General features: G+C 73.7%; 25 protein-coding genes and 3 pseudogenes. 14 read left to right on the plus strand and 14 right to left on the minus strand.

Annotated features, from left to right (window positions below):
• Positions 1-91: 91 nt before the first annotated feature.
• The 5 genes from ABZZ79_RS08400 to ABZZ79_RS08420 all read right to left on the minus strand — a co-directional run bounded on the left by ABZZ79_RS08400 (position 92) and on the right by ABZZ79_RS08420 (position 5140).
• Positions 92-892 carry a TIGR04222 domain-containing membrane protein gene (locus tag ABZZ79_RS08400; protein WP_356687812.1) on the minus strand — a complete coding sequence of 267 codons (801 nt, stop codon included), beginning with the start codon at positions 890-892 and terminating at the stop codon, positions 92-94.
• A gap of 95 nt (positions 893-987) precedes the next feature.
• A complete protein-coding gene (locus tag ABZZ79_RS08405) occupies positions 988-1770 on the minus strand; it encodes a DUF4142 domain-containing protein (protein WP_356687814.1) in 783 nt (260 codons plus the stop codon).
• 243 nt (positions 1771-2013) lie between these two features.
• Positions 2014-3366: a DUF692 domain-containing protein gene (locus ABZZ79_RS08410; protein ID WP_356687816.1), complete on the minus strand. Its 1353-nt coding sequence runs from the start codon at positions 3364-3366 to the stop codon at positions 2014-2016.
• Between the two features lie 127 nt (positions 3367-3493).
• Positions 3494-4282 carry a DUF4142 domain-containing protein gene (locus ABZZ79_RS08415; RefSeq protein WP_356687818.1) on the minus strand — a complete coding sequence of 263 codons (789 nt, stop codon included), beginning with the start codon at positions 4280-4282 and terminating at the stop codon, positions 3494-3496.
• Between the two features lie 138 nt (positions 4283-4420).
• Positions 4421-5140, minus strand: a complete 720-nt coding sequence (locus tag ABZZ79_RS08420; RefSeq protein WP_356687820.1) for a peptidyl-tRNA hydrolase — start codon at positions 5138-5140, stop codon at positions 4421-4423.
• A 93-nt stretch (positions 5141-5233) separates the two neighbouring features.
• On the opposite strand from ABZZ79_RS08420, the gene ABZZ79_RS08425 reads away from it, so the two are divergent.
• Positions 5234-5413 (plus strand): hypothetical protein, encoded by a 180-nt coding sequence (locus ABZZ79_RS08425; protein WP_356687822.1) that lies wholly within the window; start codon positions 5234-5236, stop codon positions 5411-5413.
• Here the strand turns inward: ABZZ79_RS08425 and ABZZ79_RS08430 are convergent.
• The 6 genes from ABZZ79_RS08430 to zapE form a co-directional block, all read right to left on the minus strand.
• Entirely contained in the window at positions 5405-6265 is an 861-nt protein-coding gene (locus tag ABZZ79_RS08430; RefSeq protein WP_356687824.1) for a polysaccharide deacetylase family protein, read from the minus strand. The genes ABZZ79_RS08425 and ABZZ79_RS08430 overlap by 9 nt on opposite strands.
• Before the next feature lie 145 nt (positions 6266-6410).
• A complete protein-coding gene (locus ABZZ79_RS08435) occupies positions 6411-7778 on the minus strand; it encodes an alkaline phosphatase PhoX (RefSeq protein ID WP_356687826.1) in 1368 nt (455 codons plus the stop codon).
• A gap of 86 nt (positions 7779-7864) precedes the next feature.
• Complete coding sequence (locus ABZZ79_RS08440) at positions 7865-8641, minus strand: slipin family protein (protein WP_356687828.1); 777 nt, start codon at positions 8639-8641, stop codon at positions 7865-7867.
• A gap of 205 nt (positions 8642-8846) precedes the next feature.
• On the minus strand, positions 8847-10328 hold the full coding sequence (locus ABZZ79_RS08445; protein ID WP_356687830.1) for a SulP family inorganic anion transporter: 1482 nt from the start codon (positions 10326-10328) through the stop codon (positions 8847-8849).
• Positions 10329-10336: 8 nt separating this feature from the next.
• Positions 10337-10930, minus strand: coding sequence for a carbonic anhydrase (locus tag ABZZ79_RS08450; protein ID WP_356687833.1), 594 nt, complete (start codon positions 10928-10930; stop codon positions 10337-10339).
• 303 nt (positions 10931-11233) lie between these two features.
• Entirely contained in the window at positions 11234-12337 is a 1104-nt protein-coding gene (gene zapE, locus ABZZ79_RS08455) for a cell division protein ZapE (RefSeq protein WP_356687835.1), read from the minus strand.
• Between the two features lie 37 nt (positions 12338-12374).
• Here zapE and ABZZ79_RS08460 point away from each other — a divergent pair, with 37 nt between their 5' ends.
• From ABZZ79_RS08460 to ABZZ79_RS08485, 6 genes are all read left to right on the plus strand, one after another.
• Positions 12375-13292, plus strand: a complete 918-nt coding sequence (locus ABZZ79_RS08460) for a pyrimidine reductase family protein (RefSeq protein ID WP_356687837.1) — start codon at positions 12375-12377, stop codon at positions 13290-13292.
• A gap of 171 nt (positions 13293-13463) precedes the next feature.
• Positions 13464-13919, plus strand: coding sequence for an indole-3-glycerol phosphate synthase (locus ABZZ79_RS08465; protein ID WP_356687839.1), 456 nt, complete (start codon positions 13464-13466; stop codon positions 13917-13919).
• Between the two features lie 487 nt (positions 13920-14406).
• Positions 14407-15801: a UDP-N-acetylmuramate--L-alanine ligase gene (murC, locus tag ABZZ79_RS08470; protein ID WP_356687840.1), complete on the plus strand. Its 1395-nt coding sequence runs from the start codon at positions 14407-14409 to the stop codon at positions 15799-15801.
• Between the two features lie 13 nt (positions 15802-15814).
• Positions 15815-16222, plus strand: coding sequence for a peptide-methionine (R)-S-oxide reductase MsrB (gene msrB, locus ABZZ79_RS08475; RefSeq protein WP_356687842.1), 408 nt, complete (start codon positions 15815-15817; stop codon positions 16220-16222).
• A 10-nt stretch (positions 16223-16232) separates the two neighbouring features.
• Complete coding sequence (locus tag ABZZ79_RS08480; protein WP_356687844.1) at positions 16233-16997, plus strand: alpha/beta fold hydrolase; 765 nt, start codon at positions 16233-16235, stop codon at positions 16995-16997.
• A complete protein-coding gene (locus ABZZ79_RS08485; protein ID WP_356687846.1) occupies positions 16994-17737 on the plus strand; it encodes a 4'-phosphopantetheinyl transferase superfamily protein in 744 nt (247 codons plus the stop codon). Before ABZZ79_RS08480 ends, ABZZ79_RS08485 begins: the two co-directional genes overlap by 4 nt.
• 345 nt (positions 17738-18082) lie before the next feature.
• Here the strand turns inward: ABZZ79_RS08485 and ABZZ79_RS08490 are convergent, their stop codons facing one another.
• Positions 18083-19069, minus strand: coding sequence for a lysylphosphatidylglycerol synthase transmembrane domain-containing protein (locus ABZZ79_RS08490; protein WP_356688266.1), 987 nt, complete (start codon positions 19067-19069; stop codon positions 18083-18085).
• Between the two features lie 457 nt (positions 19070-19526).
• On the opposite strand from ABZZ79_RS08490, the pseudogene ABZZ79_RS08495 reads away from it, so the two are divergent.
• The 7 genes and pseudogenes from ABZZ79_RS08495 to ABZZ79_RS08525 all read left to right on the plus strand — a co-directional run.
• Positions 19527-19805: pseudogene (locus ABZZ79_RS08495) on the plus strand (SpoIIE family protein phosphatase); the annotation flags it as partial.
• A gap of 4 nt (positions 19806-19809) precedes the next feature.
• Positions 19810-20061 (plus strand): annotated as a pseudogene (locus tag ABZZ79_RS08500) (helix-turn-helix domain-containing protein); the annotation flags it as partial.
• Between the two features lie 181 nt (positions 20062-20242).
• Positions 20243-21211, plus strand: coding sequence for an alpha/beta hydrolase (locus ABZZ79_RS08505; RefSeq protein WP_356687848.1), 969 nt, complete (start codon positions 20243-20245; stop codon positions 21209-21211).
• A 79-nt stretch (positions 21212-21290) separates the two neighbouring features.
• Positions 21291-21600 (plus strand): annotated as a pseudogene (locus ABZZ79_RS08510) (ferric reductase-like transmembrane domain-containing protein); the annotation flags it as partial.
• A gap of 349 nt (positions 21601-21949) precedes the next feature.
• The gene (locus tag ABZZ79_RS08515) at positions 21950-23170 is read left to right on the plus strand and encodes an ABC transporter ATP-binding protein (RefSeq protein WP_356687850.1); all 1221 of its coding nucleotides are present in this window, start codon (positions 21950-21952) and stop codon (positions 23168-23170) included.
• On the plus strand, positions 23167-23841 hold the full coding sequence (locus ABZZ79_RS08520; RefSeq protein ID WP_356687852.1) for an ABC transporter permease subunit: 675 nt from the start codon (positions 23167-23169) through the stop codon (positions 23839-23841). Before ABZZ79_RS08515 ends, ABZZ79_RS08520 begins: the two co-directional genes overlap by 4 nt.
• On the plus strand, positions 23838-24506 hold the full coding sequence (locus ABZZ79_RS08525; RefSeq protein ID WP_356687854.1) for an ABC transporter permease: 669 nt from the start codon (positions 23838-23840) through the stop codon (positions 24504-24506). The genes ABZZ79_RS08520 and ABZZ79_RS08525 overlap by 4 nt, the downstream gene beginning before the upstream one ends.
• 92 nt (positions 24507-24598) lie before the next feature.
• Here the strand turns inward: ABZZ79_RS08525 and ABZZ79_RS08530 are convergent, their stop codons facing one another.
• Positions 24599-25201 (minus strand): ATP/GTP-binding protein, encoded by a 603-nt coding sequence (locus tag ABZZ79_RS08530; RefSeq protein WP_356687856.1) that lies wholly within the window; start codon positions 25199-25201, stop codon positions 24599-24601.
• Positions 25188-25628: a DUF742 domain-containing protein gene (locus ABZZ79_RS08535; protein ID WP_356687858.1), complete on the minus strand. Its 441-nt coding sequence runs from the start codon at positions 25626-25628 to the stop codon at positions 25188-25190. The genes ABZZ79_RS08530 and ABZZ79_RS08535 overlap by 14 nt, the downstream gene beginning before the upstream one ends.
• Positions 25629-25631 lie beyond the last annotated feature (3 nt).

Genomic DNA, 25631 nt, shown 5'->3' on the forward strand with positions numbered 1-25631 from the left:
GGATGGTTCGTTCGGCGGTGGGGCAAGGCAAGCACCACTGGCCCGGTGTCGGCCCCAATGCCCCCTGTGCGCCCCGTACGGGTGCGCGCCGTCACCCGTCCTGGTCGCGGTGACGCTCCAGGAACTGCTCGCGGTGTTCGAAGGCCGCCCGCAGATCCGGTTCGCCGATCGCCTGGACCCCGCGCATCGCGACGGAGGTCAGGAAGGCCCGGTCGCCGTGGCCGCCGGCGTGCCGGGCCAGCGCGCCGAGCAGGCGCTGCCCGGCGGGGGAGGCCCAGCGCGAGTAGGGGTGCGCCTCGAACCGGGCCATCGCCAGACAGCCGAGGGCGAGGGCGAGCGGGAGCGCGAACCACAGCGCCATCAGATGGCGCGGCATGTCCGCCGGTACGGGCAGCAGCAGCGCGGCCGTGCCGAGCACCGGCACCGCCACGACGGCGGCCCACACCTGACGCACGGCGGAGGCGACGGTGGAGCGGCCCTCGTCGGGCACCGCGAGCCCGGCGCCGACCAGGCGTTCGGACAGTGCGCGCACCGAGTCGGCGGCGGCCGCGGCGGCGCGGACCGGCGCTATCCGGGACTGGCCCTGCGGGCCGATCGCCCCGATCACCGAGCGTTCCATCTCGTCGCGCCCCCGCGGGTCGACCACGGTCGCCCAGCCGGTGTGGGCGAGCACCAGCCGGCGCTGGCGGGCCATCGACACCAGGGTGAGATCGGCGACCCGGCGGGGGCCGCCGGACAGGAACGCCGCCTCGTAGAGAGTCAGCTCATGGTCCCCGCCCGCGCGCGCGGCTCTCGCTTCCATGGTCGCGGCGCGTACCGCGGCCAGACACAGCCGGGTGCACGCGAGGCCCGCGGCGGCCCAGGCCAACAGGAGGAAGAGGACCCAGAACATGCCGTGTTTCTATGCCAAGGACCAGGGAAGCGCCATGCCCCGTTCACTATCCGGACGCGGCGTGGTGGGTATGTGACGTTCCGTTTCCCGGTGTCCTACGACTCCCTCGGCCCGGGCGGGCTGGTCGCCGCGGGCGGCAGCGCGTAGCTCGGCGAGGGCGGCGGGGTCATCGGCACGGCGGGCGCCGGGTCGGTGGCCGGGCCCGGCGGGGCGGGGGAGTTGGTGATCGGCGGGGTGCTCGTGGCCGCCATGTCGCGGGCCAGCTGGTCGAAGTCGACGTACCCCGTGGCCTCCAGGACCTTGATGTGGTCCAGCACGGTCGCGTTGGCGTCGTCGGCGAGCCCGCGCACCAGAGAGTTGCGGGTGCTCGCGCGGACCTGGGCGACCACGCCGAAGACCCTGCCGTGCGCGAGCCGCAGGATGTTGGCGAACTCCCGGTCGTACGTGGTGCCCTGCGCCGCGTCGAGCGTGCCGAGCCAGGCCCGCTGCTGCTCGTTGGGCTCGTTGGGCAGCTCCAGGCCGAGCCGGCGGGCGACGTCACGCACCCGGTCGTCGAGGAACACATGGCCGTCGACCAGATGCCGCCCCGCGGTGCGCACAGCCTGGGTGGTGCCCTTCTCCTGCGCCAGCTGACCGGCCGGCAGCTCCCACAGACCCGCGAGGCGGACCTTGGTGACGAACTCCCGGTCCAGCGCGGAGAGCGGGCCGAACCGGGTCGGCACCGACTGGTCGTCGAGCACGTCGGGGCCGGTGCCCGAGCGGTCGGCGTACGACCAGAGCGGGAAGATCAGGGCCAGCAGTGTCGCGGTCAGGCCCGCGACGATGAGCCCGGTGCCGTTGAACACACCTCTGCCGGAGATGGGTGGTCGCGGTCGCAAGGTGCCTCCTGTTGCGGCACCGCACGCTAGTACGTTTCTGGTGCGGGGATTCTGGTGAGGGGTTGGCATATTACTGCGGGCCCCACGCCAACTTCCGTACGGGGACGAAGTCTTGCAACTCGGGCATCGCGGAGCGAACAGGGACGTCGGCGCGACGGCAAAGCGGGCGGAGACGGGTGAAACGGGCGCGATGGCAGGGGTGTTAGCCCCGGCACATACCAGCCCGGGGCGAAGGAGCCCCCGTCATCGGCGCAGCAGCACCTTGCGCGTGGCCCGGGCCAGGCGGGTGTGCGGCCGGTGCCGCGGGGTCGGGCCCGAGCGGTCGAGCCACCAGGTGCGCAGCTCCCGCCGCGCGCGGGCGCCGCCGACCTCGCCGTCGTGCAGCAGGTGCTCGGCGAAGGCCAGGGCGTCGTGCCGGTAGCCGCCGGTCATGGGGTGCCGCTGGGCGTAGCCGAGGAACGCGGCCCGGAATCCGCGCCCCAGGATCTCCGGCAGCTCCGGCGCCACCTTCGCCACCACCTCCGCCCGCTTCGCGGCCAGCGCCCGCGCCTGCACGCGCAGCCGCGCCCGGTCGAACCCCTCGGGCACGGGGGTCCCGGCCACCAGCGCCGACAGCAGGGCCGCCTGCGCGAGCCCGAGGCGCTGGCGGGCTGCCTCGTCGGGGGCGGGGCCGCGGCCGGAGCCGTGGTCGGGGCTGTGGTCCGAAGCCTCGGGGCGGGCGGTCAGGTCCTCGGCACCGGGGCCCGCGCTCCCGGCCGACTCCCGTACCGAACGTCCCGCCTCCACCGCACCCCGGATCGACGCCAGCTCCCGTTCCAGCTCCGCCGGCTCGGGGAAGTTCTCGTCGCGCTCCAGCAGGACGCCCGGCGGACGGACGCGGGAGGCGAGGTCCTCCAGGATGTCCAGGACGGGGCGGGGGACCGGGTGGGCGTGGCTGTCGTGCCAGACGCCGTCGCGCTCGAAGCCGCCCGCGACATGCACGTAGGCGATGGCTTCGAGTGGGAGTTCGGCGAGCGCCTTGGCCGGGTCCTCGCCGCGGTTGACGTGGTTGGTGTGCAGGTTCGCCACGTCGATCAGCAGATGTACGCCGGTGCGGTCGGCCAGCTCGTACAGGAACTGGCCCTCGGTCAGCTCCTCGCCCGGCCAGCCGATCAGCGCGGCGATGTTCTCGACGGCCAGCGGCACGGGCAGCGCGTCCTGGGCGATGCGGATGTTCTCGCACAGCACGTCGAGGGCGTCCCGGGTGCGCGGCACGGGCAGCAGGTGCCCGGCCTCCAGGCGCGGGGACGCCGTCAGCGGCCCGCCCGCGCGGACGAACGCGATGTGCTCGGTGACCAGCGGCGAGCCCAGCGCCTCCACCCGCTCGGCGAGCGCGGTCAGCCGCCCCTCGTCCGGCCGGTCCGCGCCGCCGAGGCCGAGCGCCACCCCGTGCGGGACGACGGTCACCCCGCGCTCGCGCAGCCGCAGCAGGGACTCGGGCAGATGCCCGGGACAGACGTTCTCGGCGACGACCTCGACCCAGTCGATGCCCGGCATCGCCTCCACGGCGTCCGCGATCTCCGGCCGCCAGCCGATCCCCGTCCCCAGTCGCTCCATGGTCCCTCCCCCGTCGTTCTTCGTGCAGGCCGATGTGTCCGGCGTGTGTGTGGGGGGTATGGCCCCGCGGCCGGGGCCCGAACCCCGCCGCGGGCACCTTCAGAGCAACACTTGAGGTTCGCGGGCCTCAGCCCAGGACACCCTCGGAGTCCACCGGGTCCGGCCGGCCCGTGTTCACCGTGCCCGGCGCGCCAGGCGAGGGCCGCGACGTGGTCCGGATGTCACCGTTCGGCCCGGCGGCGGGCGCCGACGGCACCGGCTGCCCCGGCACCGGCGGCGGAGGCCCCGTCGGGGACGCCGTCGTGCCGATGACCATGTCGTTGGCGATGGCGTCGAAGTCGACCCTGCCGGTCTTCTCCAGGATCGTGATGTGGTCGAGGACGGTCTGGTTGGCGTCGGAGGCGAGCTGACGCACCAGCGTGTTGCGGGTGCTGTTCCGCACCGCGCCGATGGCCGGGAAGATCTTGCCGTGCGCGGCCCGCAGGAGGTTCACGAACTTGTACTCGTACTCCGCGCCCGTCGCCGCCGTCATCTCCTGCAGCCACCCCTGCTGCTGCTCGTTGGGCTGGTTGGGCAGCTCGACCCCGAGCTGCGCCGCCACGATCCGCACCCGCTTGTCCAGATCCGTGTGCCCGACGATGAGGTGGTCGCCCGCCTCCTTGATCGCCTGGCTCGGGGCCCGCTCGATGGCCTGCTGACCGGCCGGCAGCTCCCACAGCCCCGCCAGCCGCACCCGCACGATCAGATCGCGGTCGGACGCCGTCAGCGGCCCCCACCGTGTGTTCACCGTCCCGGCCGCCAGGTTCGCGGGACCGGTCCCCGAGCGGTCCGCGTACGACCACACGGGGAAGGCCAGCGCGCCGACGGTGGCGACGAGGGCCGCGATGATGAACGCCGTACCGTTGATACGCCGCAAAGGAAGCCTCCCGGGGAAACCGACTGGTCGCTGGGGCAGTTGCTGCTCGGCCAGCGACAGGAGATACGGACGGTGTCCCGGGAGTGTTCAACCGCGCGCCCGGTGATTCGGTACGGCCACCGGCAGCCCCGCCCCCGGCTACGGCAGGCGCAGCCGGGAGCCGAAGTGGCTGCCGCCCTCCGCCACGACCGTGCAACTGCCCGGCGCGATCTCCGTGAAGCCCGCGTCGCGGACCAGCGGCAGCCCGCTCGCGGTCAGTTCACTCCAGCGGGCCGGGTCGGCGGTGCGCACGCAGAGCGGGAAGCCGGCCTCGCGCCAGGCGGCGCGCTCCTCGTCGGACAGCTCCCACCAGGCGAGCTGGGCGCCGTGCCCGGCCTGGGCCATCGCCTTGCCGGCCGACATCTCCACCCCGGGGTTCATCCACAGCACGGGCGCGCCCCTGTCCGCCGCGGCCGGGGCCCCGGGATCGTCCAGGTCGGTCCCCGACACCTGGAGCCGCGCGAGGTCCTTCGGCCAGCCGTCCAGCGGCACCGGCGGGAACACCCGTACCTGGGCCGCCTTCCCCGTCACCGTGATCCCGTCCAGCGCCTCGGCCCGCCGCCACTCCGCGCCCCGGGCCCGCCGCACGACCTTGCGGATACGGGCGTCCTGCCAGTCCCGCACGGCCTGCGCCCACTCCCCCTCGCCCACCGACCGCGCGTCGCCGAGGATCGTGAGCACCGCGCGCGCCGCCGTCTCCAGCGCGTCCGTGCGGGCCGGCGGATCACCCCGCTCGACGCGTACGACGAGGGGCAGCACGAACTGCGGGGCCAGATCACGGGGACCGGCCTGGGAACGGAAGGGGCTCTCACTGGTCACCGCACCAGTGTGCCAACCCGTCGCGGGGCGCGATCGACCGCACCTCACGGCCGCCCCGCCCCGCCCGGCCCCGCGCCGCCCTACGCTGGAACCATGAGCGACGACGACTACTGCCTGATCGACGCCACCAGGCCCCCGAAGGCGGACGGCCCTCCGTACGCCGACTGCGTGCTCTGCCGGGAACCGACCGAGTACCCGGAGACGTACAAGGGCATCACGCTGTGCCCGGTCTGCGAATGGCGGGAGGCCGAGCGCACGGCGTGCTCAGGATGAGGGATGTCCGGCCACGGCGGTGAGCAGCTCGGACACCTTCACGAAGCGGTAGCCCCGCCGCCGCAGCTCGGGGACGACCGCGCGCACCGCCCGCTCGGTGGCCGGGGCCGCGCTGCGCGTGCAGTGCAGCACGACGACGGACCCCGGCCGCACCCCGTCCAGCACCTGCCGGGCCACCGCCCCGGAGTCCGTCGCGAACGCGTCCCCGCCGACCACGTCCCACTGCACGGCGGTGACACCGGCGGGGGCCAGCGCCCGCAGGGCCGCCCGGTCGTAACAGCCCCCGGGGAAACGGAAGTAGGGCATGGCGTCCGGGATCCCCGCCGCGCGGAAGGCGGCGTACGCCCGCTCGACGTCGGCCCGCATCCGGGCGGCGGGCAGGTCGGGCAGGCCGTAGCAGTCGCCCGTGAAGGCGTAGTGGCTGTAGGAGTGGTTGGCGACCTCGAACAGCGGGTCGCGGCCGATGGCACGGGCCTGGTCCGGGTACTGCTCGGCCCACCGGCCGGTCATGAACACGGTCGCGGGCACCTGGAGCGTGCGCAGAGCGGCGATCAGCGAGGGGTTGTCGAAGCGTTCCCCCGCGGCGGCACGGTCGCCCTGCCCCGCGGTCATGTCGGCGTCGAAGGTCAGCGCGACCGTCCTGCCCCTGGCGCGGGGGCCGTTGCGGAAGACGGGCGTCAGGCCCGCCGGGCCCGGCGCCAGCGTGGGCGGCCGGGACGGCGCGGCGGAGAGGGCCGGACGCGCCGCCCCGGACGCGCTGTGCGGCGCCCCGGGGGCGCCGCACGCGGCGAGGGCCAAGGAGAGCGCACCGACGGCGGTGAAGCGCCGGCCGCGGCGCACGGAGGGGATCACCGTACGAACGTAAGAGGATCAATCCGGTAAATCGGATCATCCACGCCGCCCGTGCGCGCGGTGCCGGCCCGACTCACCCGGCCGGCCCGACTCACCCGGCCGGGCCCGCCCGCCGGCCGGTGACCGTCAGCGGCGCCAGGGGCCGTCAGCGGCGCCAGGGGCCGTTCACGGCGAAGGTCGTGCCGGGGTCGTAGCAGTTGAGGTACATCGTGCGCCAGTCCGGGGAGAAGGTGACCCCGGCGAACTCGCCCCACTCGGGAGCCTCCGGGGTGCCGATGTTCTGGCGGTTGCGGGCCATGGCGTAGACGTCGCCGCGCCGGTTGACGCCGAAGACGTGCTGGGCGCCGCTGCCGTCCTCGCAGACCATCAGGCCGCCGGCGGGGGACAGGCAGATGTTGTCGGGTGACTCGCCGGGCAGCTGGACGTCCGTGTCCGGGCCGAAGACGATCACCAGGGTGAGGCGGTGGTGGGCAGGGTCGTAGCGCCAGACCTGGCCGTAGTGGTCGGCGCCCGAACCGGCGGCGCGGCGCGCGAAGGACGACACGAAGTAGACGGAGCGGCCGCCCCAGTAGCAGCCCTCCAGCTTCTGCGCGTGGGTGATGCCGCGGCGGCCGAAGTCCTGGAACCGGATCGGCGTCCCGGCGGCCAGCGGGTCGGGGACGTCCACCCACTCGACCCCCGTGAAGCGGGTGCCCGCCTCCTGGATCACCGACAGGTCGGGCACGCCCGGCACGCGCAGCGCCTGGAGCCGGCCTCCGGCGCGCAGCGAGCCGAGGCCGCCGAGCGGCCTGTCCGGCAGGAAGCGGTAGAACAGGCCGAACGGCTTGTCGAAGGCGTCCTCGGTCTCATAGACGATGCCGTGGCGCGGGTCGACGGCGATCGCCTCGTGCTGGAAGCGGCCCATGGCCTTCAGGGGGACCGCGCCGCTGCGGTGCGGGTCGGCGGGGTCCACCTCGAAGATGAAGCCGTGGTCCTTGGCGTACCCGTTGGCGCCCGCCCTGTCCTCGGTCTCCTCGCAGGTCAGCCAGGTGTGCCAGGGGGTGGGGCCGCCCGCGCAGTTGACGGCCGTGCCGGCGATGGCCACCCGCTCGGCCAGCACCTGGCCGCGGGAGCCGAGCGTCAGCGCGGTGCAGCCGCCCTTGGCGGCCGGGTCGTAGGTCAGGCCCGGGACGGTGGGGACGCCGATCGCGGCGGTGACGCGGTTCTCGTGGTTGCGGACGAGATGGACGCGACCGCCTCGGCCGGACAGGGCGGTCATGCCGTCGTGATGGGAGGGCACCGCGCCCTCGCCGGAGCGCAGCGGCTCGCCCTCGCGGGAGAGCACCCGGTAGCGGAAACCTTCCGGCAGATCGAGCAGGCCCTGCGGGTCGGGCAGCAGCGGGCCGTAGCCGTGCCGTCCCAGGCCGCGGGCGGCGGCCGTGCCGGCGAAGAGTTCCGAGAGGGCGCCGGTGAAGGCGATGCCGACTCCCGCGGCTCCGGTTCGGGCCAGAGCCTGACGACGAGTCATGGACATGGTGTGGCCTTCCTGTTGGCGGACAGGACTGACCAAGCGTGTGTACCACCGGTTGCGCCGTGCGGGAACTACGCGCGTCGCCGCTGTCACTGGTCCGGCGGAGGCTGCTGGGCCCGCTCCAGGAAGCGCAGCAGCTCCACCGGGAACGGCAGCACCAGCGTGGAGTTCTTCTCCGCGGCCACGGCCACCACCGTCTGGAGCAGCCTCAGTTGGAGGGCGGCCGGTGTCTCGGACATCTGCTTCGCGGCCTCGGCCAGCTTCTTCGAGGCCTGGAGCTCGGCGTCGGCGTTGATGACCCGGGCCCTGCGCTCCCGGTCGGCCTCGGCCTGCCGGGCCATCGAGCGCTTCATCGACTCCGGCAGCGACACGTCCTTGATCTCGACGCGGTCGATCTGCACACCCCAGCCGATGGCCGGGCTGTCGATCATCAGCTCCAGGCCCTCGTTGAGCTTCTCGCGGTTGGACAGCAGATCGTCCAGATCACTCTTGCCGATGATCGACCGCAGCGAGGTCTGCGCCATCTGCGAGACGGCGAACCGGTAGTCCTCGACGTTGACGATCGCGGCGGCCGCGTCCACGACCTTGAAGTACACGACCGCGTCGACCCGCACGGTGACGTTGTCGCGGGTGATGCCCTCCTGGGCCGGCACCGGCATCGTGACGATCTGGAGGTTGACCCGGCGGATCCGGTCCACGGCGGGCACGATCAGCGTCAGTCCCGGGTCGCGGGCCTTCCCGCGCAGCCGCCCGAGCCGGAAGACCACCCCGCGCTCGTACTGCTTGACCACCCGTGCCGCCGCCGCGAAGTACACCAGCCCGGCCGCGCCGACTCCCGCGAGCACCGCGAGCAGCTCCTGGAGCATGACGACCTCCTCGTCCAGAGGCCCGTTTTTCTCACTCCTGTCACGATATGCCCGGTGCCCGGTCCGGGGCCATGAGCGGCCGTGGACCGGGCACCGGACGGTGCCCATGGCGGTGCGTCGGGATCCGTGGGCCGGGGTGTCTGCGTGGAGGACCGGTGTCCGTCGCCCGGGTCCGGTGCCGGGGCGGGGCGACGGACACCGGGCTCTACGGCGCGGTCACCGTCGCCGAACCCCGGGACGCGGTGACCTTCACCGGTTCCGTGCCCGCCGAACTGTGCCGTTCGGCCCAGCCCTCCAGTGCCGTACGGAAGGCGTGGTCCAGGTGGTGCAGGCCCGACAGGTCCAGCTCCACCGGGCGGTCCTTCGGCAGGGCCTCCAGGCTGTCGAGGATCTTCGGCAGCCGCAGGAAGGTCGCGTTGCCCGACAGGTAGGCCTGGACCGGGCCCGCCCCCTTGTCGACGACGTCCAGGCGGATGTGCGAGGCCTCCCACGCCGTCTTGACCACGGCCAGGCCCAGCCCGATGAGCACGCCCTCGAACATGCTGACCGCGACGATCGCCAGCGCCGTGACCGCGAGGATCACGGCCTCGCCCCGGTGCTCGCGCCACAGCGCCACGATCGCGCGCAGCGGGATCAGCCTGGCTCCGGCGTGGATGAGGATGCCCGCGAGCGCGGGGATGGGGATGTACGCCAGGGCCTCCGGGAGCAGCGCGGCGAACAGCAGCAGCCACAGGCCGTGCAGCACGCGGGACGCCTTGGTGCGCGCGCCCGCCTGGACGTTGGCCGCGCTGCGCACGATCACGGCGGTCATCGGCAGCGCGCCGAGGAGACCGCTGACGGTGTTGCCCGCGCCCTGCGCCACCAGTTCCCTGTCGTACTCGGTGCGCGGCCCCGTGTGCAGCCGGTCCACGGCGGCCGCGCTGAACAGCGACTCCGCGGAGGCGATCATGGTGAACGCGACGATCGTGGCGAGCACACCGGGGTCGGCCAGCTCGCCCAGGGTGCCCAGGGAGGGCAGGGCGATCGAGTCGAACAGCCCGCGCACCTCCACGGTGGCCACCGGCAGGTCGAGGACGAGGGCGGCCAGGGTCGCCAGGCCGACCGCGGCGAGCGGCCCCGGCACCGCGCGCACCCGCTGCGGCAGCCGGCGCCACAGCACCAGCACGGCGATGGTGCCCGTGCCGAGGAGCAGGGAGGCGAGCGCCTCGGTGTCCCGGAAGCCGTCGATCAGCGCTCCGGGCACACCCGCTATCTTCGCCACGCCGGAGGCCGGGGCCTCGGCGTCCGCGACCGCGTACAACTGTCCGGCGATGAGCACCAGTCCGATTCCGGCCAGCATTCCCTCGACGACGGAGACGGAGATCGCGCGGAACCAGCGGCCGAGTCTCAGCGCGCCCATGAGCATCTGCAACAGGCCGGTCGCCAGCACCATCACCGCGAGCACGGCGAGGCCGTAGTCGGAGACGGCCTCGAAGACCAGCACGGTCAGTCCGGCGGCGGGGCCGGACACCTGAAGGCTGCTGCCACGCAGCACGCCGGTGACGAGGCCGCCCACGATGCCGGTGACCAGGCCGAGTTCGGCCGGGACTCCGGAGGCGACGGCCACGCCGACACATAACGGCAGGGCGACGAGGAACACCACGAGCGACGCGGTGAAGTCCTGCCTCAAGTGCGGGAACCTGGGCATCGGATCCCTCACAGGGCTTCGAACGCGTCGGTCTCGGAACGGTGTTCGCGCACCGCACCGGTGTGCACCTCGTAGTACCAGCCGTGGACACGCAGCCGGTCCTCGGTCAGCGCTCTGTGCACACACGGGTAGGAGCGCAGGCGCAGCAACTGGGCGAGGACGTGGTGCTGCACGGCGTCGGCGACCGTGGGGTCGTCCCGCATCTGGCGGTCCTGACCTCGGTCGCGGTCGCCCGCGGCCTGCGCCAGCCAGTCGCGCACGGCGGGCACCGCGTCGAGGTCGTCGCCGCGCACCAGGGCTCCTACGGCCCCGCAGTGCGAGTGGCCGCAGACGACGACGTCCTGGACGCCGAGCACGTCGACCGCGTATTCGATGGTGGCCGCCTCGGCGCTGGGGCGGGCCGGGTCGTGGGGCGGGACGATGTTGCCCGCGGTGCGCAGTTCGAACAGCTCACCGGGGCCGGCTCCGGTGATCAGGGCCGGTACGACCCGGGAGTCGGAGCAGGTGATGAACAGGACGGTGGGGGACTGGCCCGCGGCCAGTCCGGCGAACTCCTCAGGGCGCTGTCCGAACCTGCGGGCGTTGTCGATGAGGGGTTGCATAGGGCGATTCCTCCTGGCGCGCCGGAGGGCGCGTCGGACGGACAGGACAGAGTGGTGGGGGCGCTCTGCTCTCCGGCTGTCAGGCCGTGGGGTCCGCCGGGATCGCCGGGGACCGCAGGGATCGGCGTGGAGCGGCTGGGAACGCGTATGGAGCGCCCCAATGATTGGTCAACAGCTGGTCAAGAAACACGTTAACCCCGCAAAGTCATTTGCAGGGTCAACGCGCTGGTTCCGGCTGGAAACGGATGCCGATATGCGGGTGTATGGCGTGAACGCGTGCTTGACGCGGGAGACTTTATGAGGTCAGGACTCCACGAGCCGCTTGGCGTCACGGGCCAGCGCGGTGAGGCGCGAGATGGCCCTGAAGTACTTCTTGCGGTAGCCGCCCTTCAGCATCTCCTCGCTGAACAGCTGATCGAAGGGGAGTCCGGAGGCCAGCATCGGCACCTCGCGGTCGTAGAGCCGGTCGGCCAGGACGACCAGCCGCAGCGCCGTCGACTGGTCCGGGATCGGCGTCACCCCCGTCAGACACACCGCCTTCAGGCCATCGGTCAGCGCGCCGTAGCGGCTGGGGTGGACGCGGGCGAGATGGTCCAGCAGATGCGGGAAGTCGTCGAGCGAGGCGCCCGGGGTGGCGTAGGCGGCCTTGGTGACCTGCTCGTCGGAGTACGGCTTCGGGGCCTCGGGCAGGCCGCGGTGGCGGTAGTCCTCGCCGTCGATGCGCAGGGCGCGGAAGTGGGCCGACAGTCCCTGGATCTCGCGCAGGAAGTCGGCCGCCGCGAAGCGGCCCTCGCCGAGCTTGCCCGGCAGGGTGTTCGAGGTGGCGGCGAGCGCGACGCCCGCGTCGACCAGCTTGCCCAGCAAGGTGGAGACCAGGACGGTGTCGCCCGGGTCGTCCAGCTCGAACTCGTCGATGCACAGCAGACGGTGCCCGGACAGGGTCTGGACCGTCTGCTGGAAGCCGAGGGCGCCGACCAGGTTGGTCAGCTCCACGAAGGTGCCGAACGCCTTCAGGGACGGTTCGGCCGGGGTGGCGTGCCACAGGGAGGCCAGCAGATGGGTCTTGCCGACGCCGTAGCCGCCGTCCAGGTAGACCCCGCGCGGGCAGGCCGGGGTCTTGGGGGCCTTCGCCCGGCCCAAGCCCAGGAAGCCGCGCCTGCCGGCGCCGGTGGCGTGCGCGCCGCCCAGCCCGGCCGCGAAGCTCTCCAGTACCTGGACGGCCTCGGTCTGGCTGGGCTGGTTCGGGTCCGGTATGTACGTGCTGAAGCGCACCGAGTCGAACCGCGGCGGCGGCACCATCTCGGCGACGAGCCGGTCCGCGGGGACGTGCGGCTCGCGGGCGCACAGGGACAGCGGGGCCGCGTCGGCTATCGGGTCGACGCCGGAGGCGGTGGTGGAGGACGACACGGTTCCCCAGCTTATGCCGCGTGGAACACTGCCTGGCATGCGACGCCTGTTCCCTGTGACCGACGAAACAGCAGCCCCGGCCCCGCGGGGGACTCCTGGGGCCCACGGTGAGGGGGGTGGTTCCGAGGGGCCCGGGGCTCCCGGGACCCATGGTGCGGCCGACCGGGCCGCGGACACCGGGTCCGCCTCCGGCGCCGACGCGGACCTGACCGGCCGCGACGTCGAGCGCGAGTGGAGCCTCGCCGAGCTGGCCACGGCCTACGGCTTTCCGGAGACCGGGCCCGGGGGGCCGCGGGTGTGGGTGCGCGGCAACATGGTCTCCACGCTCGACGGCGCCGCACAGCACGGGGGCCGCTCCCAGTCCATCTCCTGCGCGGCCGACATGCGGATCTTCGGCACGCTGCGGGCGCTGGCCGATGTGGTCCTGGTCGGTGCTGAAACGGTACGCCAGGAGGGTTACCGCCCGGCACGCGCGCGTGCGGAGTTCGCGGCGCGGCGCGAGGCCGCCGGGCAGGGGCCCGCGCCCGCGGTCGCCGTGGTCTCCGCGAGCCTCGGCCTCGACTTCTCCCTGCCGCTGTTCACCTCGCCGCTGGTCCCCACGGTCGTGCTGACCGGCGCCGCGGCTCCGGCCGACCGGGTGGCGGCCGCCGAGCGGGCCGGGGCGCGGGTGCTGATCGCCGGGGACGGGCCCGGGGTGGAGCCCGCGCGGGCGGTGGAGGCGCTGGCCGGGCTCGGGTACACCCGGATCCTCACCGAGGGCGGCCCCCGGCTGCTGGGGCAGCTCATCGCGGCCGGGGTGCTCGACGAGCTGTGTCTGACGATCTCCCCGATGCTCACCGCGGGTGACGCGCAGCGCATCGCGGGCGGCCCCTCGGTCGGCGTACCGAGCCGCTTCGAACTCGTGTCCCTGCTGGAAGAGGCCGGGTTCCTGTTCGCTCGCTACCGTCGGTCGTGAAATCAACGGAATCTACCGTTCCGTTTAGCTTCCGCTGGGCACACTAGGACCGGCAGTACCCGTGCGATCACGGGGCAGGATGGTTTCCGCAGGGCCTCGCACGGCCCACGCAGGACGGAGGGCCCACAGGCCCTCGAACAAGAAGGGGCGCCGGTGTTCACAAGCGTTTTGATGATCGAGAAGGCCCTGACGTCCGCCGACGTGGAGTTCGTCACGACCTTGCACGGGGAGGAGCAGGTCTCCTTCCACGTACTCCTCCAGCCGCGCGGCGAGCAGGCGGACCGGCTGCTGCGGGCCATCGACGACATCGCCCTCGGTGAGCTGGACGATGCGGTGCGGGAGGGGGACACGCCGGAGGGGGACGAGGCGATGACCGTCGGCGAGAAGGCGCTGGAGGTCTCGCTCGCGGCGCTGCGCGCCGCCGGGGCCCCGGCGGAGGGGCGGCTCGTCGATGACCATCCGCTGGACGCGCTGAAGGGGCTGGTGGGGGAGGTCGGGGCCGACGAGGTCATCGTGCTGACCGATCCCCACTACGTGGAGGAGTTCTTCCACCGGGACTGGGCCTCCCGGGCCCGGCACAAGGTGGGAGTGCCGGTGCTGAAGCTGTTCTCGCACAGCAAGGCATAGATGTGCGGGGGGCGGGCGCCTCGCCGGGTGCGGGTCGTCCGGTGCCGCCCAGTCCCGTGCGGTCCGGTCGTGGAGGCTGCTTGTGCCCGTGCGGGTCCGGCGGTGGAGGCCCCTCGTGCCCGCGCGGTCCGGTCGCGGAGGCCGCTTGTGCCGGTGCGGTCCGGCCGCGGAGGCTGCTTGTGCCCGTGCGGTCCGGTCGCGGAGGCCCTTCGTGCCTGGTGCGCGTCGGCCGTGGAGGCTGCTTGTGCCCGTGCGGTCCGGTCGCGGAGGCGCCGCTCGCGCCCGTACAGTCCGGTCGCGGAGGCCGCTGGCGCCCGCGCGGTTCAGCCGCGGAGGCCCCTCGTGCCCGTGCGCGTCGGCCGCGGAGGCCCTTCGTGCCCGTGCGGTCCGGTCGCGGATCGCGCCACGCCCCTGGGTGGGTGCTCGCGGCGTAGGCAATAGGGTGGGGTCGCTTCATTCTCGTACGTACCGCTCGTTTGGAGACCACGTGGCACCCGGCATCCCTACCGCCATGGACCGACCGCACTTCATCGGCATCGGCGGGGCCGGGATGTCGGGGATCGCGAAGATCCTGGCGCAGCGGGGGGCCCGGGTGGCGGGCAGCGACGCCAAGGAGTCGGAGACCGCGCAGGCGCTGCGGGAGCTCGGGGCCACCGTGCACATCGGGCACGCGGCGGGCCATCTGGCCGACGACGCGAGCTGTGTCGTGGTGTCCTCGGCGATCCGCGCGGACAACCCGGAGCTGGCCCGCGCGGCGGAGCTGGGCATCCCGGTGGTGCACCGCTCCGACGCGCTCGCGGCGCTGATGGACGGCCTGCGGCCGATCGCGGTGGCGGGCACCCATGGCAAGACGACCACCACGTCGATGCTGGCGGTGTCGCTGACCACGCTGGGCCGCGAGCCCTCGTACGCGATCGGCGGCGACCTGGACGCGCCCGGCTCCAACGCCCTGCACGGCACGGGCGAGATCTTCGTCGCCGAGGCGGACGAAAGCGACCGCAGCTTCCACAAGTACGCGCCCGAGGTCGCGATCGTCCTCAACGTCGAGCTCGACCACCACGCCAACTACGCGTCCATGGACGAGATCTACGAGTCCTTCCAGACCTTCGCCGCCCGTATCGTGCCCGGCGGGACGCTGGTGATCAACGCCGACCACGAGGGCGCGCGGGAGCTGACCCGGCGGCTCGACGGTTCGGTGCGCACGGTGACGTACGGCGAGGCGCGGGACGCGGACGTCCGCGTGCTGTCGGTCGTGCCGCAGGGCCTCAGGAGCGAGGTGACCGTGGTGCTGGACGGCGAGGAGCTGACCTTCACGGTCTCCGTGCCCGGCCGGCACTACGCCCACAACGCCGTCGCCGCCCTCGCCGCGGGCGTGGCGCTCGGCGTCCCGGCCGCCGAGCTCGCCCCGGCGCTCGCCGCGTACACCGGCGTGAAGCGCCGCCTCCAGCTCAAGGGCGAGGCGGCCGGGGTGCAGGTGATCGACTCCTACGCCCACCACCCGACCGAGATGACCGCGGACCTGGAGGCGATGCGGGCGGCCGCCGGTGACGCGCGCATCCTGGTCGTCTTCCAGCCCCACCTGTTCTCGCGCACCCAGGAACTCGGCAAGGAGATGGGCGCGTCGCTGGCGCTCGCCGACGCCTCCGTGGTCCTCGACATCTACCCGGCCCGTGAGGACCCGATCCCCGGTGTGACCAGCGAGCTGATCATCGAGGCCGCGCGGGCGGCGGGCGCGGACGTCACCGCGGTGCACGACAAGGCCGAGGTGCCCGCGGTCGTCGCGGGAATGGCGAAGGCGGGCGATCTCGTTCTCACCATGGGAGCGGGCGACGTCACCGACCTCGGCCCGCGCATCCTGGACCGTCTCTCCCTGTCAGAGTGAGGAATGAGGGCTCATGTCGTACGACGTCGAGAAGCCGGACGAGCAGTGGCGCGCGGAGCTGAGCCCGGCCGAGTACGCCGTGCTGCGGCAGGCCGCCACCGAGCCCGCGTTCACCGGTGAGTACACCGACACCAAGACCAAGGGCGTCTACTCCTGTCGCGCCTGTGGCGCCGAACTGTTCACCTCCGCCACGAAGTTCGACTCCCACTGCGGCTGGCCGAGCTTCTACGACCCGCGCGACACGGACGCGGTCGAACTGATCGAGGACCGCTCGCACGGGATGCTCCGCACCGAGGTGCGGTGTGCCCGCTGCGGATCGCACCTCGGCCACGTGTTCGAGGGGGAGGGGTATCCCACGCCCACGGACCAGCGGTACTGCATCAACTCGATCTCCCTGAAGCTGGCAGCGGACGAGGACTGAGGGCGCGGACATGGCGTCCTCGGGTGCGTGGATACGGCGTTACCTTTCGCTCGCCGAGCCCCGGCAGCGACTGATCTGCTTTCCGCACGCCGGGGGTTCGGCGAGCTACTACCGCGCGCTGGCCCGGTCCCTGGGCAGCACGGGGACCGAGGTGCTGGTCGTGCAGTACCCCGGCCGGCAGGAACGCATCGCGGAGCCCGCGGCCCGGGAGGTGGCGGAGATCCTCACGGGCACCTGGGACGAACTGCTGTCCGCGCTCGGCGACGGCAGGCCGTTCGGGCTGTTCGGGCACAGCATGGGGACCGTGCTCGCCTTCGAGACCGCGCGGCGGCTGGAGCGGGAGGAACACGGCCCCGCGGCCCTGTTCGTCTCCGCCCGGCAGGCGCCCTCGGCAGCCCAACCGGCCGACCTGGCGGCCAGGCTGGCCGACACCGACGACGAAGAACTCGTCACCGAACTCCAGTTGCTCGGCGGACTCGCCCAAGAGCTGTTGCAGTACCCGGAGATGATCCGGCTCGCCCTGTCTTGGCTGCGCGCGGACATCGCTCTGCTCGGCAGGTACACCTACCGGCCCGGCGCTCCGCTGCGCTGCCCGGTCGTCACCCTCGTCGGGGACACCGACCCGCATGTACCGGCCGAGTCGATGCGGTCCTGGCGTACGGAGACGGACGGGGCGTTCGAGGCACACGTCCTGGACGGCGGGCACTTCTACTTCGACGCCGAGGACCGGCTGGCCGAGGTCTGCAAGATCGTGGACGTCGGGCTGCGGCGATGACGACACCGCTCGGCGGTGCCCCGACGGGAGCCGCCGTCGATCTGTGGTCGCTGCGGGTCGGCGCGCTCGACGAGGCCGCCGTCGATCCGCGGGAACTCGACGCCGAGGAACGCGGCCGGCTGGAACGGCTGCGCCGCGCCGAGGACCGGGTGCGCTACGGGGCCGCGCATGTCGCGCTGCGGCGGCTGCTCGGGACACGCCTCGGGGTCGAGCCCGCCGAGGTGGCCTACTTCCGGCAGGCCTGCCCGTGCTGCGGCGCGCCGCACGGCAGGCCCGCCGTGCTCGGGGTGCCCGGCGCACCGCATTTCTCGCTCTCGCACGGCGGTGACTGGGTGCTGATCGCGATGGCCGCGCACCCGGTCGGCGTGGACGTCGAACCGTATCCGGCCGCCGCGGACGTCCCCGGCCTCACGAGTGTCCTGCACCCCCGGGAGCGCCGGGAGATCGCCGAGGGCGCCTTCGCCCCGGCGGTGTTCGCCCGGATCTGGGCGCGCAAGGAGGCCTACCTCAAGGGCCTGGGCACGGGCCTCGGTCGCGCCCTCGACGCCGACTACCTCGGCGGGACGGGGGCGGAGCCCGCCCCGGAGGGCTGGAGCGTCCACGGGCTGCCGGTGGGGGACGGCCATGCCGCGGCGGTGGCCGTACGGGCGGTGGCGGCGGGGCCGCGGGTGGACACGCTGGGGCCGGGGTTCGTGGGGGCAGGGCAGGAGCGGGCAGGGCAGGGCCGGGCCGGTCGGTGATCGGCCGGGTCGCGGCGGCCGGACAGGAGCGGGTCGGTAGTTCGGCTCAGGTCCGGCAGGTCCGGCGGGTCCGGCGGGTCCGGCGGGGCTGGCAGGCCTGGCAGGCTGGCTCGGCACCGGCTCGGCACCGGCTCGGCAGGCCCGGCCCGGCAGGATCGGCCGGTCGGTGAGTGCTCGGCAGGATCGGGCCCGGAAGGACTGGCTCGGCAGGCCCGGCTCAGGTCCGGCAGGCCCGGCTCGGCACCGGCCTGGCAGGCCCGGCTCATGCCCGGCTCGGCAGGACCGGGCCGGTCGGTGAGGGGCCCGGCAGGATCGGCCCGGCGGGATCGGCCAGCCGGGCGGACCTCACAACACCTTGCGCTGGACCAGGGCCGACAGGACGAGGGCGCCCGGCAGGAGGGGGATCCAGACCGTGAGGACGCGGTAGCCGATCACGGTCGCCGTGGCCAGAGGGACCGGGGCGCCGAACGCGGCCATGGTGAAGACGAGGGCCGCGTCCACGGGACCGATGCCGCCGGGCGCGGGCACGGCACCCACCGCCGTGCTCGCCACCAGCAGGGCCAGCACCACCTGGGCCCACGACAGCGGCAGGCCCAGCGCGAACCCGACGCAGGCGATCACACTGCCCTGGAGCAGGGGTGTGGCGGCGGCTCCGCCCCACAGCGGCAGGTACCGGCTCGGCCTGGAGTGCAGCAGCCGCGCGTCGGTCAGGGCGGTGTGCAGGAAGCGGAGCACCGGGCGGCGCAGCGGGCGTACGACCGCGACGACCACCCCGGCCGCCGCGAGCCCGGCCAGCGTGCCGCCCGCGGTCAGCAGCAGCGCCCAGCTGTCCGGGACGAGGTCGCCGAACCGCAGCAGGTCCGGGGCGACCAGCACGAAGACCAGCAGCACGAAGGTCTTCGCGATGGGCCGGACCAGGGAGTACAGGGTGAGCGAGGCGGTCGCGCGGGCCAGCGGGACGCCGCGCTTCCGCAGAAAGCGCAGGGTCACGGCGTGCGCGCCCAGGGAGGCCGGCAGGACATGGTTCGCGGCGCCCGCGGCGAACTGCGAGGCCAGCAGCAGGCCGGGCGGCAGGCGTTCCGGCACGGCGCCCTGGCGGACGCAGGCGGCGGCGACCCAGCCGAGGCAGGTGAACAGTGACGCGACCAGCAGCCAGCCGGGGTCGGCGGCGGCCAGCCGTGCCGTGCCGTCGCGCACGGCGTGCCGGTCGACCACCGCCCACGCGGCGATCAGGAGCAGGGGCAGCAGACTCAGCGTGAGGCGCAGGGCGCGGGCGGCGGCGGGCGGGCGGACGGGGGCGGGGAGGGCGTGGGGAAGCCCGGTGAGCGGCAGGGTCACGGCGTACGTCGTCCTTCCGCGTCACGCCCGTGCGGAACGCGGGGCGGACGAAGGCAACGGGGCGGGGGAGGCGCACCTGGGGGAGAGCACCTGGGGAGGGGGACGACCGAAAGGTCCCCGCCCGGCATGACGCCACGGTGTCGCGCAGCGAAAGGGGCGCGGGCGGATGGGCGACGTGGTGGCCCGCGGTGGACGGGGGTGGTGGGCAGCGGGTGTGGCGGGGGCTGGCGGTGGTGTGCGGCGCGACTGGGGTCGGCGGTCGGTGGTGCGCGGCGGGGGCATGCGGTGGTGTGCGGGGCAGTGGGTGCGGCAGGGGCAGGGGCAGGGGCAGGGGCAGAGGCAGGCAGGGGATGGGGATGGGGGTGGTGGGCAGCGGGTACGGCGGGGCCGGGGTGGTGGGCGGGGACGTCCGGCCGCGGCCGGTGGAACCACCGCGTGGCCCGAAACCGGCATGCGCCACCACAGACTGTTCTGCCCGCGACAGCACCCCACCACGCCGTCGCCGCGCTCCAACGCCTCCGCCGGCCTGCCCCCGCACCGGGTGCCGCGTCAGCCCGACGAGATCGTCTCGGGCGACCCGGACCACCGCCCCGCGACCCGTCCGATCGCCCGCGTCGACCCCGCACGCGGCCAGATCACCCTGGTCGGCGCCGGGCGTCTGCCGCCCGAGGTGATCGACGCGGACGGCGGGACGACCCTGCCGCCCGTGCCGTTCGGCCTGCCGCTCGGTACCGATGACCACGAACCGGGCCACCCACGGTGTGCCGCTCATCGTGCGCGCCGACGCCCTGCGACAGACCGTCAGGGAACAGGTCGCCCGCGGTATCGGCTTCGGCGAGTGGGTGCGCACCCACCGCCTCGACGCCTGCCGGCGCGAACTGTCCCGGGTGCCGCGGAGCACGCACACCGTCCCCGCGCCGGCCCACCGCTGGGGCGTCAAGTCCGTCTCCCACTTCAGCCGCGCCTTCAAGGCCGCCTATGGCATGTCCCCCGGGCCTGGCGCGAGGCCCACCGGCCGCAGCGGACGCACCGCCCCGGCGGGTGAGAAGTTCACTGCCGGGCAGCCACCGGGCGCGTGCTGCACACATTTCGGGCCGGACGGCTCGTACGTTCGCGGTGGGCCGTCCCTTCGCGGCGGCCGCACCGCGCACCGACGAAAGGCAAGCCATGTCCGACACGCAGTCCACCGAGCCCGTGCTCGAACCCGCCGCCGCGCAGTTCGCCGCCGCCACCGCCGACCACCCCTTCCTCTACGAGATCCCGGTGGAAGAGGGCCGCAAGGCCGTCGACGACGTGCAGTCCGGCGAGATCGCCAAGCCGGAGGTCGACGAGGCCTGGGTGACCGTCGAGGGCGGCCCCACCGGCACCGTCCGCGCCCGCGTCGTGCGCCCGGCCGGCAGCTCCGGCCCACTCCCGGTGATCCTCTACATCCACGGTGCCGGCTGGGTGTTCGGCAACGCCCACACCCACGACCGGCTGGTGCGCGAACTCGCCGTCGGCGCCCGCGCGGCCGTGGTCTTCCCCGAGTACGACCGCTCGCCCGAGGCCCGCTACCCCGTCGCCGTCGAGCAGAACTACGCCGTCGCCCGGTGGGTCGTGCGGGAGGGCGCCCGGCACGACCTGGACCCCACCCGGATCGCCGTGGCCGGTGACTCCGTCGGCGGCAACATGTCGGCCGCGCTCACCCTGATGGCCAAGGAGCGCGGAGACGTCCCGCTGGTCGCGCAGGTGCTGTTCTACCCGGTCACCGACGCCGCCTTCGAGACCCCCTCGTACCACCAGTTCGCCGAGGGTTACTTCCTGCGCCGCGACGCCATGAAGTGGTTCTGGGACCAGTACACGACCGAGGAGTCCCAGCGGGCCGAGATCACCGCCTCCCCGCTGCGCGCCACCACCGAACAGCTCACCGGCCTGCCCCCGGCCCTCGTGATCACCGCCGAGGCCGACGTGCTGCGCGACGAGGGCGAGGCCTACGCCGCGAAACTCCGTGCCGCCGAAGTCCCCGTCACCTCGCTGCGGGTCCTCGGCGTCATCCACGACTTCGTGATGCTCGAAGCCCTGCGCGGCACGCACGGCGCCGAACTGGCCATCAGGACCGCCGTCGACACCCTGGGCCGCGCGCTCCACACGGACTGACCGGGCCGCGCGCCGGCCGGCGGGTCCCGCACCGCGCCCGGGATCAGCCGGCCGCCCGCCCCGCGCACGGGCTCAGCACGCGTTCCAGCTGCCGCTGGTGGCCCGGCTGCCCTGGTTCGACCGCCGATCGGCACGGACCGGCTGACCGCCTGACACCGCTGGACCGGCTTCACCGCGCTGTTCACCCCGCTCGCGCACGCCACCTTCATCACCTTCGCCTACGCGGGCCCTCCGGCCCGGACCCGGTCAGCCGGCTCGTCGATCTCGCCGAGACCGTCGAGGGCGTGCCGCGCGCCGTCGTCGCGCTCGGCCTGATCCTCGCCGTCGCCACGCTCTCCGCCCGCTGGGTCCGGCGCCGACTGGCCTACGAGACCTGGCACTTCATCCACCCGCGAGGCACGGCGGGGGTACCGCTGGAGCGGCCGGCACTCTGAAGAGACCTGCGGACAACGCCCTCAGGGGTGCGGGGCCGTGTCGATGTGCGGCCCGCGCCGTGCGAGCGCCACAAGCCACACCCGACCCCGCGGCCCGAGCGCCACAAGGCACGACGGACCCGCGGCCCGAGCGCCACAAGCCACGACGGACCCGCGGCCCGAGCGCCACTAGCCACAACCCGACGCGCGGCCCGAGCGCGACGCCGTCCGGCACCACGCCCCGCACCGCCACACCGCCGCCACACTCGCCGTCTAGACTTCCGGCAACGGCCCCGCTGCCCAACCACCGGAAGGTATCCGCGTTTTGATACGGATGGATGCAGTCACCAAGCGGTACCCGGACGGCACGGTGGCGGTCGACCGGCTCTCCCTGGAGATACCCGACCGCGCGGTCACGGTCCTCGTCGGCCCCTCCGGCTGCGGCAAGACGACGACCCTGCGCATGATCAACCGGATGGTCGAGCCGACCGAGGGCGCGATCCTCCTCGACGGCGCCGACATCCGGCAGCAGCCGGTCAACACCCTGCGCCGGTCCATGGGGTACGTCATCCAGAACGCCGGCCTCTTCCAGCACCGCACGATCCTCGACAACATCGCCACCGTGCCCCGCCTGCTCGGCTGGGGCCGGGCCAAGGCCCGGGACCGGGCCCGCGAACTCATGGAACGCGTCGGCCTGGACGCCGCCCTGGCCCGCCGCTATCCCTATCAGCTCTCCGGTGGCCAGCAGCAACGCGTCGGCGTGGCACGGGCGTTGGCCGCCGACCCGCCCGTGCTGCTGATGGACGAGCCGTTCTCCGCCGTCGACCCCGTGGTGCGCAAGCAGCTCCAGGACGAACTCCTGCGCCTCCAGGCGGAGCTGGGCAAGACGATCGTCTTCGTCACCCACGACATCGACGAGGCGGTGAAGCTGGGCACCATGGTCGCCGTGCTGCGCACGGGCGGACGGCTGGCCCAGTTCGCGCCGCCCGCCGAACTGCTCTCGCACCCCGCCGACGCCTTCGTGGAGGACTTCCTCGGAGCCGACCGAGGCATCCGCCGGTTGTCCTTCTTCGGCTCCGCGGGGCTGGACCTGCTGTCCGCCCCGATCGTGGCCGTCGACTCCACCGCCGAGCAGCTCGCCGCCCGCGGCACGGGGGAGTTCCCCTACCTCCTGGTCACCGACCTGGACGGCCGCCCGCTAGGCTGGAGCGAACCCGGGGACCTGGCCGCCGGGCAGATCGACCCCGCGCGACTCCTGCCGTACGGGCGGCCGTTCGTCTCCGGCGAGGACTCGCTGCGGGCGGCGCTCGACTGTGCCGTGCTGTCGCCGACGGGCTGGGCCGTGGCCGTGGACGCCGAGGGCCGGGCCGTCGGGGTCGTCTCGCAGACGGTCATCGGCGAGGCCATCCGGGGCGCCCACGCCGCGGGCCGTTCCGAGCAGGCGGGCACGGCCGCCGAGGCGGGCCCTTCCGGCTCCGCGAGCCGGTCCGGCAAGGCCGGCCCTTCCGACTCGGCGGGCCGCGCCGACGCCAAGGCCGCCCGATGAACCGCTTCTTCGACATACCGAGCGACCTCCAGCACAGCTGGCTCGGCCTGATCGGGCTGCATCTGCGCGAGGCCCTGCTGCCGGTCCTCGCCGGGCTGCTGCTCGCCCTGCCGCTCGCCCAACTCTGCGTGCGACTGCGCTGGTTGTACCCGCCCGTGCTGGCCGTGACCACCGTGCTCTACGCCATCCCCTCGCTGGCCTTCTTCGTCGTCCTCATCGACTACACCGGCCAGACAGAGCTGACGGTGATGATCCCGCTCACCGTCTACACCCTCGTCGTGCTCGTCCCCGCGATCGTCGACGGGGTGCGCTCGGTGCCGCCGGAGACCCTGGCCGCCGCGCGGGCGATGGGCCTGGGACCCGTACGCCGGTACGCGCAGGTGCAGTTGCCGATCGCCGTGCCCGCGATCATCGCCGGGCTACGGGTGGCGACCGTCTCCAGCATCTCCCTGGTCAGCGTCGGCACGCTCATCGGCAACCAGGGCGCCCTCGGCAACCTGCTGCACGACGCCGCCATCTACAACCGGCCGGAGCTCGCCTGGAACGCCGTGCTCACCATGGCCGCCCTCGCGGTCCTGATCGACGCGCTCCTGGTCGGCGTACGACTCCTGCTGACCCCCTGGATGCCTGGCGGGACCCGCAAGCCGGCTGTGAAGGCGGACGCCCGGTGAACATCGTCGACTTCGCGAACGCCTTCTTCAGCGACGGCGCCCACTGGCACGGCTACGACGGCATCCCCACGCGCCTGGCCGAGCACATCGGCTACACCCTGAAGGCCCTCGCCCTCTCCGCCGCGATCGGGCTGCCGGTCGGCCTGGTCACCGGCCACTACGGCCGCGGCGGCAACGTCCTCGCGCTGATCGCCACCGCCGGACGCGCCCTGCCCACCTTCGGTCTGCTGGTGCTGATGACGATGCTGCTGGGCTTCGGCATGGGGCCGGTGATGATCCCGCTGGTCGTCCTCGCCGTACCGCCGATCCTGGTGACCACCTACGAGGCCGTGCGCTCCGTGGACCCCTCCCCGGTGGACGCCGCCCGCGGCATGGGCATGCGCGAACCGGACATCATGCTCCGGGTGGAACTGCCCCAGGCCCTCCCGCTGATCCTCGGCGGGCTGCGCACGGCCGCCGTGCAGATCGTGTCCACGGCCACCATCGCGGCCTACGTCAGCTTCGGCGGCCTCGGCCGCTACATCATCGACGGCCTCTACCAGCGCGACTACGAGAAGGTGGTCGGCGGCGCCACCCTGGTCGCGGGCCTGGCCCTGGTGACCCTGGCGGTGTTCTGGGCGATCGGCAGGCTGGCGGTCTCCGCGGGAGTGCGCAGGAGCGCCTAGGCCCGCCCGGAGCCAGGGGTGCCCGCAGGCCGAGGTGCGGCTTGGTGTGCCCCGCAAAGCGGCTCCCGGACCGCGGCCGGGCGCCGGGAGGTCTACGGCTGCTCCTCGCGCCGGGCCAGCGCCAGTTCCAGTACCTCCAGCAGGGCGTCCCGCACCGAGCCGCGGTCCCGGGCGTCGAACACGACGAGCGGGACGCCCGCGGAGACGTCCAGGGCCCAGCGGACCTCCTGCAGAGCGTGCTCGACGTGCCCGTCGAAGGCGTTGACGCCGACCGCGAAGGGGATGCCGCGGTGCTCGAAGTAGTCCACGGCGGCGTAGCAGTCGTCCAGGCGGCGGGTGTCGACGACGACCAGCGCGCCGACCGCGCCCTCGACGATGTCGTCCCACATGAAGCCGAACCGTTCCTGCCCCGGCGTACCGAACAGATACAGCGTCAGGGTGGGGTCGACGGTGATCCGCCCGAAGTCCATCGCGACGGTGGTCGTGGTCTTGCGCGGGGTGTGGGACAGGTCGTCCACGCCCGCCGCCACCTCGGTGATCGCCGCCTCCGTGGTCAGCGGCTCGATCTCGGAGATCGAGCCGACGGCGGTGGTCTTGCCCACGCCGAAGCCGCCCGCGATCACCAGTTTCACCGGCAGCGGCGGGCGCTCGGCGCTCCCCGCGGCGGTGCCGCCGGACTGCTCAGTCGGAGTCACGCAGTGCCCCTCGGGAGTCGGGGATGGCGCGCAGGCCCTCGATGAGCCTGCGCAGGACGGACGCGTCGTGGACGGCTGCCGTGTCGGGCAGGTGCACCGTCAGCTGGCCCGCCGTCCGCAGGTCCTCGGCCAGGATGCGGACGACGTTCAGATGCAGCCGCAGCCGTGCCGCGATCTCCGCGATGGACTGCGGCCGCCGGCACGCGGCGACGATGTCGTGCCGCTCGAACGACAGCCGGTGCAGCCCGGCGAGCCCGTCGGCGGTGGCCACCATCTGGGTCTCGACGGGCATCGGCCGCCCGGCCGCGTCGGGTGCGACCCGGCCCGCCGTGACCAGGAACGGCCGTACGGCGGCGACCGGCCCGACCGGTTCGGGCGGGACCCCAGCCGTCCGGGCGCCGCTCGGGGTGCCGCCGTCCGCCGCCATGGT

The sequence above is a fragment of the Streptomyces sp. NPDC006458 genome, assembly GCF_040612135.1.
GTDB lineage: Bacteria > Actinomycetota > Actinomycetes > Streptomycetales > Streptomycetaceae > Streptomyces.

What these genes read in the sequence shown, in the direction of transcription:
- ABZZ79_RS08400 (WP_356687812.1), bottom strand. Translation starts at nt 892, where the DNA reads ATGTTCTGGGTCCTCTTCCTCCTGTTGGCCTGGGCCGCCGCGGGCCTC.
- ABZZ79_RS08410 (WP_356687816.1), bottom strand. Translation starts at nt 3,366, where the DNA reads ATGGAGCGACTGGGGACGGGGATCGGCTGGCGGCCGGAGATCGCGGAC.
- ABZZ79_RS08425 (WP_356687822.1), top strand. Translation starts at nt 5,234, where the DNA reads ATGAGCGACGACGACTACTGCCTGATCGACGCCACCAGGCCCCCGAAG.
- ABZZ79_RS08435 (WP_356687826.1), bottom strand. Translation starts at nt 7,778, where the DNA reads ATGTCCATGACTCGTCGTCAGGCTCTGGCCCGAACCGGAGCCGCGGGA.
- ABZZ79_RS08440 (WP_356687828.1), bottom strand. Translation starts at nt 8,641, where the DNA reads ATGCTCCAGGAGCTGCTCGCGGTGCTCGCGGGAGTCGGCGCGGCCGGG.
- ABZZ79_RS08445 (WP_356687830.1), bottom strand. Translation starts at nt 10,328, where the DNA reads ATGCCCAGGTTCCCGCACTTGAGGCAGGACTTCACCGCGTCGCTCGTG.
- ABZZ79_RS08450 (WP_356687833.1), bottom strand. Translation starts at nt 10,930, where the DNA reads ATGCAACCCCTCATCGACAACGCCCGCAGGTTCGGACAGCGCCCTGAG.
- ABZZ79_RS08460 (WP_356687837.1), top strand. Translation starts at nt 12,375, where the DNA reads ATGCGACGCCTGTTCCCTGTGACCGACGAAACAGCAGCCCCGGCCCCG.
- ABZZ79_RS08465 (WP_356687839.1), top strand. Translation starts at nt 13,464, where the DNA reads ATGATCGAGAAGGCCCTGACGTCCGCCGACGTGGAGTTCGTCACGACC.
- msrB (WP_356687842.1), top strand. Translation starts at nt 15,815, where the DNA reads ATGTCGTACGACGTCGAGAAGCCGGACGAGCAGTGGCGCGCGGAGCTG.
- ABZZ79_RS08480 (WP_356687844.1), top strand. Translation starts at nt 16,233, where the DNA reads ATGGCGTCCTCGGGTGCGTGGATACGGCGTTACCTTTCGCTCGCCGAG.
- ABZZ79_RS08485 (WP_356687846.1), top strand. Translation starts at nt 16,994, where the DNA reads ATGACGACACCGCTCGGCGGTGCCCCGACGGGAGCCGCCGTCGATCTG.
- ABZZ79_RS08505 (WP_356687848.1), top strand. Translation starts at nt 20,243, where the DNA reads ATGTCCGACACGCAGTCCACCGAGCCCGTGCTCGAACCCGCCGCCGCG.
- ABZZ79_RS08520 (WP_356687852.1), top strand. Translation starts at nt 23,167, where the DNA reads ATGAACCGCTTCTTCGACATACCGAGCGACCTCCAGCACAGCTGGCTC.
- ABZZ79_RS08535 (WP_356687858.1), bottom strand. Translation starts at nt 25,628, where the DNA reads ATGGCGGCGGACGGCGGCACCCCGAGCGGCGCCCGGACGGCTGGGGTC.